Source organism: Pseudomonas sp. NPDC008258, from assembly GCF_042956345.1.
In the GTDB taxonomy this organism is placed as follows: domain Bacteria; phylum Pseudomonadota; class Gammaproteobacteria; order Pseudomonadales; family Pseudomonadaceae; genus Aquipseudomonas.
The window spans coordinates 153456-168111 of the sequence record NZ_JBIBGE010000002.1 but is presented as its reverse complement, the minus strand read 5'-3'; the positions used below and the strand labels follow the sequence as shown (position 1 = coordinate 168111).

10 protein-coding genes are annotated in these 14656 nt (G+C 59.0%); 3 read left to right on the top strand and 7 right to left on the bottom strand.

Annotation, left to right across the window (positions count from 1 at the left end):
• Positions 1-8: 8 nt before the first annotated feature.
• The 7 genes from ACFY9W_RS02205 to ACFY9W_RS02175 form a co-directional block, all read right to left on the bottom strand.
• Entirely contained in the window at positions 9-1118 is a 1110-nt protein-coding gene (locus tag ACFY9W_RS02205; protein WP_391125138.1) for a glycosyltransferase, read from the bottom strand.
• A complete protein-coding gene (locus ACFY9W_RS02200) occupies positions 1115-2257 on the bottom strand; it encodes a glycosyltransferase (RefSeq protein ID WP_391125135.1) in 1143 nt (380 codons plus the stop codon). The genes ACFY9W_RS02205 and ACFY9W_RS02200 overlap by 4 nt, the downstream gene beginning before the upstream one ends.
• The gene (locus ACFY9W_RS02195; RefSeq protein WP_391125132.1) at positions 2254-3150 is read right to left on the bottom strand and encodes a GDP-mannose 4,6-dehydratase; all 897 of its coding nucleotides are present in this window, start codon (positions 3148-3150) and stop codon (positions 2254-2256) included. Before ACFY9W_RS02195 ends, ACFY9W_RS02200 begins: the two co-directional genes overlap by 4 nt.
• Positions 3150-4181 carry a GDP-mannose 4,6-dehydratase gene (gene gmd, locus ACFY9W_RS02190; RefSeq protein WP_391125129.1) on the bottom strand — a complete coding sequence of 344 codons (1032 nt, stop codon included), beginning with the start codon at positions 4179-4181 and terminating at the stop codon, positions 3150-3152. The genes ACFY9W_RS02195 and gmd overlap by 1 nt, the downstream gene beginning before the upstream one ends.
• 392 nt (positions 4182-4573) lie before the next feature.
• Positions 4574-5989, bottom strand: coding sequence for a TolC family outer membrane protein (locus tag ACFY9W_RS02185; protein ID WP_391125126.1), 1416 nt, complete (start codon positions 5987-5989; stop codon positions 4574-4576).
• The gene (locus ACFY9W_RS02180; RefSeq protein ID WP_391125123.1) at positions 5986-7311 is read right to left on the bottom strand and encodes an HlyD family type I secretion periplasmic adaptor subunit; all 1326 of its coding nucleotides are present in this window, start codon (positions 7309-7311) and stop codon (positions 5986-5988) included. Before ACFY9W_RS02180 ends, ACFY9W_RS02185 begins: the two co-directional genes overlap by 4 nt.
• A gap of 12 nt (positions 7312-7323) precedes the next feature.
• Entirely contained in the window at positions 7324-9132 is a 1809-nt protein-coding gene (locus ACFY9W_RS02175) for a type I secretion system permease/ATPase (protein WP_391125120.1), read from the bottom strand.
• A gap of 562 nt (positions 9133-9694) precedes the next feature.
• Here ACFY9W_RS02175 and ACFY9W_RS02170 point away from each other — a divergent pair.
• The 3 genes from ACFY9W_RS02170 to ACFY9W_RS02160 all read left to right on the top strand — a co-directional run bounded on the left by ACFY9W_RS02170 (position 9695) and on the right by ACFY9W_RS02160 (position 14650).
• Complete coding sequence (locus tag ACFY9W_RS02170; protein ID WP_391125469.1) at positions 9695-10576, top strand: hypothetical protein; 882 nt, start codon at positions 9695-9697, stop codon at positions 10574-10576.
• A gap of 17 nt (positions 10577-10593) precedes the next feature.
• On the top strand, positions 10594-12051 hold the full coding sequence (locus tag ACFY9W_RS02165) for a DUF4214 domain-containing protein (RefSeq protein ID WP_391125117.1): 1458 nt from the start codon (positions 10594-10596) through the stop codon (positions 12049-12051).
• 145 nt (positions 12052-12196) lie between these two features.
• Positions 12197-14650, top strand: a complete 2454-nt coding sequence (locus ACFY9W_RS02160) for a glycosyltransferase (RefSeq protein WP_391125466.1) — start codon at positions 12197-12199, stop codon at positions 14648-14650.
• Positions 14651-14656: the final 6 nt, after the last annotated feature.

Genomic DNA, 14656 nt, shown 5'->3' with positions numbered 1-14656 from the left:
GTAATCTCTTACAACAGGCTACGATAGAGGTCCGCGTACGCACGGGCCATTGCCGATGCAGTGAATACTTCCTCATAACGCTGCAACGCCTTGGCGCCCATGGCTTGCGCCATCAGCGGATCATCCCACAAGCGTTGCATGGCCTGAGCCAGCGCTACGGCGTCACGCGGCGCAACCACCATACCGGTCTGGTCAGCCAGGTTGATGAAGGTTGTACCTGAACCCATTTCACAGGAAATCAACGGTTTGCCATACATCGCCGCTTCCAGCAGCGAGATACCGAAGGACTCGGAGCGCAGGTGGGACGGGAATGCAAATGCGTAACACAACTCCAGCAATGCCGCCTTGTCGTCATCCGCCAAGCCGCCCAGGAACTGTACATTGTCGAGCCCCTTCTGCGCCGCTTGCGCCTTTAGGTGCGACTCAAGAAAGCCGCCGCCCATGATCACCACCGGCAACCGGTTGATGTGCGCGGCCTCCAGCAGATAATCCAGCCCTTTGTAATAGCGCAGGGCGCCGACGAAAAGGAAGAAGCGCTCGCCCAGCCGCGCACGCCAATAAGCCAGCTTTTCAACCGATGCCTTGGGATAGGTGGCACGGTCAAGGCCATAGGGGATGATGTCGACCTTTTCCTTGAAACGCGTCAGGACAGGGCTGTGCGCAGCATAGTTGGGCGAAGAAGCAACGATCCGGTCAACACTGGAAAAAAAACGGTTCATCAGCGGCTGATACAGCTTCAACAGCCACTTCTGTTTGACGATGTCGGAATGGTAACTGGCCACCGTCGGCTTGTTCAGGCGCGCCAGGAAATGCACCAGGTCCATGTAGGGCCACGGGAAGTGGTAGTGCACAATGTCGGCCTGCGCGGCCAACTCGGCGAAATCCCTCATGGCCGACAGCGAAAAGCCCGTCGAAGCCACATGCAAATCAAGCTTGGAGCGATGTGTTACATGATTGGCCACTGCTTCGTTACGCGCAGCGCCACGCGGGCTGAGGTAAAGCACCTCGGGTTGCACGCCATGGGCTCGCGTCCCTTCTGCAATCTGGAAAATGACTTGCTCGATGCCCCCCATCGAGTCTGGGTAATACGTTTTGAAAAAATGCAGGACCTTGATCATCTTTCCCTGACCGATTTATAGACCTCGATGGTTGCCTGTGCACAGCGCTCCCACGAGAAGCGCCCGGCATGCATCAACCCCTGCTGCACAGCAGCTGCGCGCCAGGTTTCGTCTTCCAATCCCCGGCACAGCAACCCACTCAGGCCCTCCACGTCATCGGGTGAGCACATCAACGCCGCCGCACCCGCCACTTCCGGAAGCGAAGAACTGTTGGAACACACCACAGGCACCCCAGAGCTCATGGCCTCGAGCACGGGCAAACCAAAACCCTCGTAGTGGGAAGGGAACGTGAACAGCCGTGCTCCAGCAAATAGCAGGGGCAAATCTTCAGCGGCAACAAAGCCGAGGTAGCGCGCCCAGCCTTGCTGTTGCGCCTGGGCAATGCGGCCGTGGATTGCTTCACTCCGCCAGCCATGATAGCCCGTGAGGATCAACGGCCAGCGTTGGCGTAACGCCAGGGGCAGCCGACCATACGCATCCAGCAGGGTCTCGATATTCTTACGCGGTTCTATGGTGCCGACGAACAGACTATAACCACCGGGCTCAAGGCCGTGACGCGAAAGCACTTCGCGCAACGCTTCAAGCGGACGGGGGTGGAACTCTGGCGAGCTGGCCAACGGAACAGCGTGAATACGCTCAAGCGGCCAAGCAAAATAATCCGCCAACTCCTGTCGGGTATAGTTGGAATCGGTGATCAGCGCATCTGCACGCTCAAGTGTCAGCTTGAGCTCTTTTTGCAAATACCGGGCGATTTGCGGCGCGTGGCAGTGCGCCCAGGTAAACGGCGACAGATCGTGGAACGTCGCCACGGTACGACCGGCAAACGATGGCAGGTAATAGTTGGGACTGTGATAGATAAAGTCATCATGGCCACGCAACGCTCGCTCGCGCAAATACGGCATCAAGCGCCGATAGGCCTCCACCGCCAGGGCATTTTTTTGCACCAAGCGCTTCAAACCATGCACGGCGCCCGATTTATCGTTAGCCTCGGGCAGCGCCTGCAAGAACCTGCGCCCGGCAAACAGGCGCAGTTCATCGAGCTCACTGTTTTGTTGTAGGCGCGTAGCCAACTCGTAGGTATAGCGCCCAATACCCGTGAGCGGGAAGCGTATCGGCTCGACAGAAAGGATAAGCTTCATTTACCAGCAAGCATCCAACCCAGAGTGTCATCCAGCGAGGGGGTTTGCCAGCCGGGCACCAGCGCTTTCAGCAATCTGTTGTCGCCACACAAGGTCTTGACCTCATTGGCGCGAACAAAAGCCGGGTTGACCTGCACCTCAATGGAATGCCCGGTGATGGCGGAGCATTTGGCGATAACTTCACGCAGCGAGTGGGTGGAACCCGAGCTGACATTGACTACCTGCCCCAGGGGGCGGGCCTCGATCAGGCCGCGATACGCCTGAACGACTGCACGTACGTCACTGAAATCCCGCCAGACATCGAGGTTGCCCAGCTCGATTGTGTCGGCCTTGCGGCGGAAGTGCGAAACGATCTTGGGCAGCAGGAAGTTTTCTGCCTGCCCAACACCGGTGTAATTGAAAGGACGCGTGATTACGATAGGCAACCGGTCACACCACAGCCGCGCCATGTATTCCATGGCCAGTTTGCTGACCGCGTAATCATTGGCCGGCGCTGGTGGGGTCTGTTCGCCCAGCATCCCTTCGGAAACGTTGCCATACACGTTGGCACTGCTGGCAATCAACACGCATTCTGGTGTTTTGCCACAGGCCGCGATGGCTTCGAGCAGGTTCCGCGTGCCTATCAGGTTGACTTGATAGAACGCATCAGCGGCGCCGTGCCCGACGAAAGCAATGGCAGCCAGATGCACAACGACATCGGGCTGCAGTTCGGCCAGCAACGCGCGCAGGCCCGGCCCATCGGTGAGATCGACCTGACGATAGTCAGGTGCCTGCAAAGGCTGGCTCCCAGTCCCGAAAACTTCATAGCCACTGGCTCGCAATTCGGCCGCCATGTAGCGGCCGGTGAACCCGTGAATACCTGTAATCAGCGCGCGTTTGCTGGCCATTTGCATCAGAACGAGAACCCTTTTTCGTTACGACGCAGGTCGGCTTCGACCATCATGCGGCACAGCTCTTCCAGGCTGGTTTTCGGTTCCCAGCCCAGCACCTGCTTAGCCTTCTCAGGGTTGCCGATAAGCAGCTCGACCTCGGCCGGGCGGTAGAATTTCGGGTTGATGACAACCAGTACCTTGCCGCTGGCTGCGCAGGTACCCTGCTCAGCCTCGTCCTTGCCGCTCCACTTGATTTCAATGCCAGCAGCCTTGAACGCCATGGAAACGAAGTCGCGTACCGTTTCGGTGCGGTTGGTGGCGAGCACGAAGGTATCAGGCACTTCAGCCTGCAGCATGCGCCACATGCCTTCGACGTACTCTTTGGCAAAGCCCCAGTCGCGCTTGGCATCGAGGTTGCCCAGCTCCAGCTTGTCCAGCAGGCCCAGTTTGATCTTGGCCACGGAGTCGGTGATCTTGCGGGTCACGAACTCACGGCCGCGCAATGGCGACTCATGGTTGAACAGGATGCCGCTAGTGGCAAAGATGTTGTACGACTCGCGGTAGTTGATGGTCATCCAGTGAGCGTACAGCTTGGCCACGCCGTAGGGGCTACGCGGGTAGAACGGTGTGGTTTCGACCTGCGGAATTTCCTGGACCTTGCCGAACATTTCCGAGGTCGAGGCCTGATAGAAACGCGCCTTCGGATTGACGATACGGATGGCCTCAAGCAGGTTCACGGCACCCAGACCGGTGATTTCGGCGGTGGTCAGTGGCTGTTCGAACGATACGCCAACGAAGCTTTGCGCTGCGAGGTTGTACACCTCGGTGGCTTCGGTGGTTTGCAGCAAGCGAATGCTGGCCGACAGGTCGGTGAGGTCGTACTCGACCAGGTGCAGGTTAGGGTTGGTATGAATGCCCAACTCCTCGATGCGCCAGAAGTTAACCGAGCTGGTACGACGATAGGTGCCATAGACTGTATAGCCCTTTTCCAGCAGCAGTTCCGCCAGGTAGGCGCCATCTTGACCAGTGATCCCAGTAACGATTGCTTTCATGCGACTTAACCAACTCCGATAGTGCCGTGCGGGCATGTGTTAATAGGTTTTGATGCGGGCAGTTCCAGCCACGCATTTTCGGTTCCATGCCGAAGTATACATAGGTCGTACGCACTACTCGACTTACAAACTAATGGCACGACGCGGGCTGCCAGCTTCAGGGTCGCCTGGAACCGCCCAAAACAGGGCGGGCGCCGTCGAACGGTTTGGGCGCCTTGGGGGAGAATAAGTTCCACGGCCCGAGGCCGCCACAATAAATCGCGTAGGAAAAGTCCGAACCGGACGACTGACGCGGGCTCGGCTTGAGAGGGTGGGGCAAATATTGATCGCCGCGCGGGCGGCGCTCGATATCTGCCCCACCCTCATGCCCAATACGAACGCCCGCAGCCCGATCAGCTGCGTGCATCCCCCCGCGCAACTTCGCCACCCGGCAAGCTGGTTTCCGGTACCGGGCTTAGCCAAACATTGACGTTATCCACACTTTCCTGAGTCAACTCCCCTGCCCAACGGTTGAGCAGGAACAGGTTGGTGATGAAGTCGTACTGGGTCTTCAGAAGATCACGGCGCGCCTTGAATTCGTTCTGTACGGCGGTGAGCACATCCACGGCATTGACCACACCGAAGGTGAACGCCTTCTGCGCGGCAATGCTGGACTGCTGCGCCGAAGACAGTGCGTTGCGGTTAGCACGAATCTTTTCGACCGCAGCCTGTGCAGTCAGATAAGCGGTGGTCGTTTCCTTGACCACCTGACGCCGTACGCCTTCCAGCTGTTCCTCGGCTGCCAGCTGGTCGTCGTAGAGGCCACGCACCCGAGCGGAAGTAGAACCACCGCTGTAGATCGGGATCTTTACCCCCAGCGAAGCCACATAACTGTCACTGCGCGGTGCCTGCGTATTGTCGTAGCCTTGGTCGTTTTGCTGCGCACTCAAGTTCAACGACAGCTGCGGATAGTGCTCGCCTTTACCCTCGCGCACCGCCGCATTGGCCGCCTCCGCCCCGCTTTGATACGACTTCAGCAACGGGTTGGTCTCAACCGCCTGGGTGATCCAGTTCTGCAAGGGCCGGGTTGGGGCCTGCAATGCCACGTCGTTGCGAACACGGCTGAGCGGCTCGGTAATCGGCCGACCGACGATCTCAGCCAAGGCTTCGCGGCTCACCTGCACCTGGTTGCGCGCCTCCACTTCTTGCGCAAGCAAGAAGTCCACCCGCGCCTGCATGTCGAGCTTGTCAGTGATCTTGGCCATTTGCCGATCGAACATGCTGCTGACGCGGTCGAGGTTTTTCTGGGTCGCCCGCCGTTCAGCCTGCACCAGTGCCAGCTCGTCGTCTGCGGCAAGTGCCACGAAGTAGCGCTTGGCGAGGTCGACCGTGGCCTCTGCCAAAGTATCTTCGGCCTCATGACCTTTCTGGTCTTTCACGCTCTTGGACTTCTGGTACCGCTCCCAGGCCGGCTTGTTGTACAGGTACTGGGTGAGGCTGAGCGAGTAAGTCTCGGTATTATAGAGGTCGCGCTCAGCCTCATTTTTGCGCAGGATACGGCTAGAGTTGGCATTGGCCGCCACCTGTGGGAGCAAACCCCCGAGTGCCGCCCGCTGCTGCTCGCTGGCGGAGCGCGCACGCGCGTAAGCGGCGAGGACCCGCGGGTCCTCCAGGCGCGCTTCACGGTACAGCCCCGCCAGGTCCAACGCGTACGTGGACGCCGAAACCCCTTTCGGCTGCTCACCTACCGCCCCCTGCTCTTCCACGGCCACCGCCTGCCAGGCGACCATGCACATCATTACTCCAGGTAGCAAACGCAGCACAATCATTCCTCGATCAGCGATTCAGCGAACATGTTGCGCGCCGGTTTCAACAGGTACTGCAGCATGGTGCGTTCGCCTGCGTTGATGAGGACCTCGGCTGGCATGCCGGGTTGCAGCTTGCGGTTGCCGAGCTTTTTCATGCCGTCTTCGGTTACCTTCACCCGCACCAGGTAATATGCGTCGCCTGTACGCTCCTCGATCAAGCTGTCTGCAGAGATGCGGGTCAACTTGCCCTCGATAACAGGGGTGGTGGCATTGTTAAACGCGGAGAAGCGGATATCGGCAGTTTTGCCGAGTTCCAGCCGGTCGATATCCTTGGTCGCCACCTTCGCCTCGATCACCAGCTCGGACTGCGCCGGTACGATGTCGAGCAAAGGCGTAGCCGCGCTGACCACACCGCCAATGGTGTGCACCTTCATGTCCAGAACCATGCCGCTTTCCGGCGCGCGTATGACCACACGAGAAAGGCGGTCGCGCAGAGCTGCCTCCTTCTCCTGAAGATCGAACACTTGGGCCTGAACGTCAGAAAGCTCATTGGCCACATCGGAATCGAACTTCTTTTTCAGCTGCACTATCTGCAAGTCGGTCTCACCAATTTGCAACTTGGTCTTGGTGATCGTCGATTCGTGGTCAGCAACCTCTGTCTTCAACATGTCCAGCTTGCGCTCCTGCTCCAGCAGGCGCTGGTTGTCGACAAAGCCTTCGGCCAGCAGCTCTTTCAACTGCTTGATTTCACCGGTATAGGACTTTTCCAGGCTGCGCTTGGTGCGAATCATGTCGTTGAGGCCAGCAATTTGCTGCTTCATCTGTTCGATACGTTCGCGGTTGACCGAAATCTCGCCCTGCAACGAATCATGGCGGGCCTTGAACACTTGCTGCTCACCGGCCAGCGCCTCCATGGCACGATCCGAATCGGTGCCTTCCATGGATACAGCCGGGATCGTTTCCATCCCGTCACGCTCAGCCCGCAGCCGTGCTTCTTTATAGCGTGCAACAATCAACTGGTTACGGGTGGACTCGTACTCCGCACTCAGTTGAGACTCGTCCAGCACAATCAGGGGGTCACCCTTCTTCACCAGGTCGCCATCACGGGCATAGAGCTCTTTGACGATGCCACCCTCCAGGTGCTGCACGGTCTTGCGGTAATTCTGCACGGTCACGGTGCCGGCACCGTGAACAGCATTGCTTAATGGCGCAAACGCCGCCCAAGTGCCAAAGATACCAAAGGTGACAAACACAATGGTCAACCCGACGCGGCGAATGCCGCGGTCGGAGGTGGGCATGTCATCGAAGTTGTGGTCGAACGTGGTTATAGCTTTGCTGCTCATCTAGGAATCCTTTCAAGCGCCAGTGCTGGTCGTGGCGGCAGGCGCAGCGGCTGGGGCCGCAGGTGGAGCGGGGTTGGGTACTGCTTGGGCAGCCACCGGCGGCTGAGGTGCGGCCGGCTGGCCAACGCGCTGCTGGGCCTTGGCCTGTTGCGCCAGTTCGGCAATGACACGGTCGCGCTCACCATAAAGCGAAATGGTACCGCCAGCCATGACCAGCACCCGGTCCAGGCGGGTAAGAATGTTGGGGCGGTGCGAGACGATGAACACGGTTGCGCCCGACTCTTTCAGCTTTTGCAGGGCAATGCCCAGGGCGCGCTCACCCACATCGTCGAGGTTCGAGTTAGGCTCATCCAGCACCACCAGGCGCGGCTTGCCGTAGATGGCGCGTGCAAGGCCGATGCGCTGACGCTGACCACCAGAGAGGTTCACACCTTCGCTGCCAATGACGGTGTCATAACCGTCTGGCAGCATCAGGATCATCTCGTGTACACCGGCCATCTGGGCTGCCTCGACCACCTTCTGCGGGTCGACCTTGTCAAAGCGGGCAATGTTCTCGCTGATGCTGCCCTCGAACAGCTCGATGTCCTGCGGGAGGTAACCGACGTAGGGGCCCAACGCTTGCTTGTCCCACGCTGCGATATCGGCACCATCCAGGCGCACCACACCGTGTTGCGGCGGCCAGATGCCCATCAGCGCACGTACCAGGGTGGACTTGCCCGCGGCGCTGGGGCCAACGATGCCGACAATCGAGCCGGCTGGCGCCACGAAACTGATGCTGCGCAATACCGGCGACTTGGCCCCCGGCGGAGCGACGATCAGGTTCTCTACCTGGATATGACCTTCCGGCGCTGGCAGAGGCATGCGCTCTGGCTCATTCTTCAGATCATCCATCACTTTGCTCAGGCGGTCGTATTGGACCTTGGCGGCTACGAAGCCCTTCCAGCTGCCAATCATCTGGTCGATTGGCGCAAGCGCCCGCGCGAGCAGCAGCGAACCGGCCATCAGCAGACCCGGGTTGATTTCATGCGTGATAACGAGGTATGCACCGATTGCCAGCATGATTGACTGCGACCAGCTCCGGAACGTCTTGGACGTGGTACTGACCACCCCACCCTTATCGCTTGCTTCGGACTGCAGCATCATGATCTGGCGCTGGCGCTTCGCCCAACGATTCATCAAGGTTTCGAGCATGCCCATGGACTCGATGACTTCGGCATTGCGCAGCGTCTTGGTGGTAACCACGTTCGAGGCCACGTTTTGCTTGTTTGCGCTTGCCAGCGCACTGCCAGTCATCCGGTGATTGACCACGGCGAGGATGGTCAGCACTGCACCACACGCCAGGGTCATCCAGCCGAACCAAGGATGGAAGAGGAACATGACAATGGTGTAGATGGGAAACCACGGCGCATCGAAGAATGCAAACAGACCCGACCCGGTGAAGAACTGGCGCAACGACGTCAAGTCATTGAGTGACTGCGCTGTAGCATCTGCCCCCCCGCTGGTCAGCGCACGCTTGAAGCTCGCCCGGTACACATCGCGGCTTAGCATGACGTCCAGGCGGTTGCTGATCCTGACCATGATGCGCGAGCGCACCCATTCCAAAGCACCCATGGTCACAACCAGCACCGTCAGGATCAACGTCAGCATAAGCAACGTGGAGGTACTGCTGGAGGGTACGACGCGGCCCGACACCTGGATCATGAAGAAGGTGGGTACCAGCATGAGGGCGTTGACGAAGAAGCTGAAGAAGCCGACCGAGAGAAAGCTGCTTTTACAGGCTTTGAGGGCGGCATGCAGGTTGTTGTCGGATTGTGAACTCATGGTATCCATACTGAGAAAGGCGAAAGCGGCGGGCAGTGTACCACCCACTCATCGCGGTAGCGTGTCAGATTATCCTCGCCCCCACCCTGCTGCCGACGAGCTGCCTGGCAACATGAATTTCCTGCCAAACACGCTTGAGCCAACACTACCGGGCATTCTCACTGGAAGGTGGCAAATCGCCACTAACACCAGATATGCCAGTCGACAAACGGCAACCCCAGCTCTGCCCAACATTTTCACCCGCCGCCATAAAAACTTGAAAAAAACACAGAAACACCATCAAATATCTCAAATTGCTGTTTTTTAAGGCATTTTGGAATCAAAATAATGGCCAAGCGTCACGATCAGGAAATGCGAAAACGGGCACTGGGATCATCCAGAGATTACGTAAGTTCCATTGGCGCATGAAATTTTTTTTAGATTCTTAGGTTGACATCTTTTCCCTGTGACTGCATCTTCGCCACTCGCAGGGAGCCACCACTGGCCGTTTAGTGTATGCACGGGTCTGAGCAAGTTAGCTGCCAGTGTTTTTGCTTAAAAGGAGCTTAACAAAGCCATGTCTATGCCATCACAGACCCTTGACGGCCTGAAGATCAGCTCACGCGTGACGCTGCTCGAACCTGGCATGTACATCTTCCGCTACGCCTCTCAGCCACCTGCCGAAAAGCCCGTGTGCATTGCGCTGCAGCAAGCGCCACTAGGTAAGGGCTCCATCGACTTCTTCCCAGCCGAAGGCATCAGCAAGAACATGCTGACCAAGCTCGGCGACACCATCGTGGCGCGTGTCAAAGGCGGCGTGACAACGGTACTGATCACCGAATATCACATGTTCGACGACGTGATCGAGCCTATCGACCTGCGCATCGACCGCATCGACACCTCCCCAGCCATCATGCGCACGTTCGCAGTGATTCCGACAGCAGAGCCGGTCCAGGCCGTCTGTGACAACAGTTCACCCACTCCCCTGGTTGTTACCGCGCACTTGCGGCACTTGGGTGAAGTGGTATCCCCCCAAGGCTGGGTGGGCGCACCTGAAAGCGAAGACTTCATTGAAAGCTTTGCCATCGACTGGCCAGAAAAGCCAACCGGCGTGGATTTGCTTTATACCTGCATGGTGGCCGGCTCCGGCCCCAGCCGTTACGTTTCAACCGGCACCTTCGTGGGCGCACGCGACCAGGGCCTGCCCCTGATCTGTGCTGGCTTCAGCCTCGTCGGCCCCCTGCGCAAGCATTACGAATTAACCGGCCTGATCGCATTCGGCACTGCCGAACCACAGCGCCTGGTAACCAACCAGATGATGCATGGCCCCAGCGGTAACGAGCCGCTGGTGGCGCTGCATATCGCCATTACTCCCGTTACGAAGATGAACGCTGCCCGCTCTAAGTCTCCGTGGGAAAACTCTGCGCCTCAGCAGAAAATCAGTGCAGCAAGCCAACCGGCTTGAAGTAACAGGACCAAATCATGCAATACGATAACCCCGTAGCGGCCGCCGAGCTGCAACAACACCTGGACAACTCCACCCTGTCGGCCGGCACCGTTGCCGCTATCAGCTCGCTGCTGAACCTGACCGGCGAAGACACCACCGTTGGCGTGGCTTCGTTCGACGGCGTTAACCTGCAGCAGCCAACCGACGCCCCTACCCAGGTAGTAACCGGCGTGATCGCTGGCCAGAAAGGCGACCAGGTCACCCTGGACCTGTCTGCTGCTGAAGCCGCTGGCGCCAGCACTTACATCCTGGAAAGCGATGCCAACCTGGTCGTTACCCTGCAGGGCAACTCCGCTGCCCCTGCCACCTTCGCTGCCTTCGCTGCCGCCGACATTGCCGTAACTGCCGATGACAGCGCTATCGAGCTGGTAGTGACCACCGGTAACGGCGATGACGTCATCACCGTGAACGGCGACCAGAACACCCACATCGACGCAGGTGACGGCAACGACACCATCGTTACCGGCAACGGCAACAACACCGTTATCGCTGGCGCTGGCAACAACAACGTGAAGACCGGTTCGGGCAACGACACCGTCGTGCTGAGCGGCATCAACCACGCTGACATCGTCGACACTGGCGCAGGCTACGACGTTGTTCAACTGGATGGTTCGCGTGACGACTACAACTTCGCCACCGGCAACGGCTTCAACGTCAACCTGACCAGCGCTGCTCCAGGTGTTGGCCAGACCGCTTCGATCAGCAACGCTGAGTTCCTGACCTTCGTCAACGGTGACACCGTTGAAACTGTGGCCCTGGCTCACAGCGACGAAGAAGCCGCTGCCCTGCGCCTGTATCAAGGCATCCTGGGCCGTGACGCTGACGTTGGCGGCGCGAAGACCTTCGTTGAAGCTGTCAACGCTGGCACCTCGCTGACCGACATTGCCAACGCCTTCCTGAACTCTTCCGAGTTCGCTGGCGCCAACAACGCTACCGACATCAACGAGCTGTACAACGCTCTGCTGGGTCGCAACGCTGAAGAAGGCGGTTCGGCTGCATGGCAAGAGCTGCTGGCCAACGGCGGTTCGCTGGCTGACATCGCTGCTGCAATCGCAGTATCGGCAGAAGCTCAGGAGCTGGACGCTTCCAACGCTACCTTCGTGAACGACCTGTACGTCAACGTACTGGGCCGTGAGGCTGAAGAAGCTGGCCTGAACAACTGGGTAGACGCACTGTTCAACGGCGCAAGCCGTGCGGACGTTGCCAAAGCCATCGTTGGTTCGGCTGAAGCATCCGACAAGTCCAACAGCGACTTCGTCGACGCTCTGTACCAGTCCGCTCTGGGCCGCACTGCTGACGAAGCCGGCAAAGCTGCATGGACTGAAGCTCTGGCTGCCGGCGTTTCGCACGCTGACGTCGCCCTGGGCATCGTTGGTTCCGCTGAAGCTGTTGAGCACATCGACAACGTCGTTGTGCTGCACGGCCAAGTGTAACTAGCCCTGCTGTAGCTACGGATACGCCCAGCCGAAAGGCTGGGTCGTATGCGAAAAGGGGCGACTTTCGGGTCGCCCTCTTTTTATTTTTTGTAGTAAAGCCAAGCCTATGTCCAGACATCCCGACCATGGGCGTGAAACGCTCATGGATATTTTCCACCGTCACCGCCAGGCCAACGAACCAGGCCTCGCTGCTGCCGTGCTGGAACGCGCCTTGCAAATCGCCGAATATCGGCCGGAAGCACAGGTTTGGAAGGGTATAGCGGCGCTCCCGGATGCGCCTGCACTGGCTTTTTTATTTTTTGGCAACGCCGCACAGGCGCTGCCTGACCGCGCCGACATTCACGCACTTATCGGGCGTAGCCTGTTGGCCCAGGGGCACGCCGACCTGGCAAGCCGGTACCTTACCGAAGCCTGGCGCAAGCAGCCCAACGACCCCGCGCTGCGAATGTCCCTGTGGCAGGCTTGTAGCCAGTCCGAATCCCCCGCAACCCTACGACAGATGATTCTCGCGCACCTGCCCGAGATCACCGCCGCCAACGAACTGGCCTTTGTACTCAAACTGCTGGCAGGTCAGCCCGAGCCACTGACAACACTTGGTGTGGTCCGCTACCTGCCTGAGCGACGGGAGATTCACGGCTGGGCAATTGATCTGCGCAACTTGCAAAGCCCCGCTGCCCTGAAAGTAGAAGTGAATGGCCGGCAAATCGACACCCTTGCCAGTGCGCCACACCCACTGCTGAGTGCAGCCGGGCTGCCAGGCACACATGGCGGCATCCGCATTCGCGTACCCAACCCGACCCCAGAGGTAAAGGTAAACCTTGCCAATGGCAGGGCACTGCTTGGCAGCCCAGTGTTCGCAATGCCCGCGTTCGTACCGCCTGCCCCGCTGCCTGAGCACGGCAAGGTAGAGGCTGTAGACGTATTGATACCGGTGTTCAACGGCCTGAATGAAACTCTGGAATGCATCAATAGCGCCCTGGAAGCCCGCAAACGCAACCGAACACCACATCGCCTGGTTGTGATTGAAGACGCCACCCCGGTACCTGCGCTGGCCAAAGCACTGATGGTTCTGGCTGGCAAGGGGAAGATCACATTGGTGAACAACCCCGTGAACCTGGGCTTTATCCGCAGCATGAACAGGGGGATGGCGCTAAGCCCAAGCAAAGACGTAGTTTGGCTGAACGCTGACACACGCGTTCACGGCAACTGGCTTGACCGCCTGCGCCACGCAGCCTACAGCGATGCCAGCATCGCCTCCGCAACGCCCTTTACCAACAATGGCGAACTGATGAGCTTTCCGCGCAGCCGGGTCAGCCACGACATGCCCAGCGCAGACGAACAAGCCGAACTGGACGACCTTGCGCGCCGCACCGACAACCCGCCGGTTGATATCGAAACCGGTTGCGGCTTTTGCCTTTACATCAAACGCGAGGCACTGGACAAGGTAGGCTACCTGGACGAACTGCACCTGGCCCGTGGCTACGGCGAAGAGACCGACTGGTGCTTGCGCGCGCGCAGCCTGGGCTGGACGCATGTGGGGGCACCCAACGTATTTGTGGCGCACCAAGGCGGCATTTCATTCGGCGCAGAAAAAATTCTACGTGTAGCACAGAACAACGCCGTATTGCGCAAAAGGTACCCGGATGCGTCAACCCGCTATCAGGCCTTCTGCCTGCGGGATCCTATCAAGCCGGCACGCGATGCCCTGCAACGTGCACGCCTTGCGCAGCTTGCCCGCCATTCAGGCAAGCTGCGGGGGGAATGGCCAGCACGGGGCAAAAAGACCCTGTACCTGAACAGCACGCAGGCCAATGACGCCCGCTTTAGCCTGACATGGCATCACGACACGCATCGAACTTGGGTCAACTTGCATGCACCTTTGACTGCCTTGGCCCTGACGCTCGATTTCGACCTGCCACAAGACCTCGACAAACTGGTAGAAGCGCTTCGCCTGCTCCCTCAAGACGAGTTCGTATTCGAAAGCCTATACCGCTGCCCTGCTGAACTGTGCCGGCTTCCTGCCCTACTGGGTACACCCTACCGCATTGACGGCAGCGATCCGCGCCTGCTGAATAACGACGCCCCGTATGACTGGCAGCGGTTCGCAAGCGAGGCCACCAGCATCCAAATGCCTTGGCAAGCGCTGCAATATGCAAATGCAACTGCACGCCACGATAACCACCAGTTGACCGACGCCACTCCAGCATCACCAGAATTGCCTGCAGGCACACTTCGCGCGATCCTGATCGGCGACAACCTCGATGCCACAACAGGGCCCCAATGGCTGGCACTGGCGCGCCACCTGGCACGCCAGGCACTGCCCACGGTGTTGCTGGCAAAGGCAGAGACACCCTGGCTGAAACCCCTGCAAGCCACTGGCACGGTACAGCTGCTGCCACAGATAGCAGCCTTCTCATTTGCCGAGCGGGCCAAAGCGGCAGGCTGTGAAGCCGTACTGAGCCTGACTGAAAACCCAGAGGCGGGCTGGCCCGCAGCAGCCATTTCGGCCGAACTCGGCGTGCCGCTGTACGCTAATTCCGGAGCAGTTGCCGACACACTCGGCGCAACCCCGATCACCCAATTATCTTTCTACTGAGCCAAG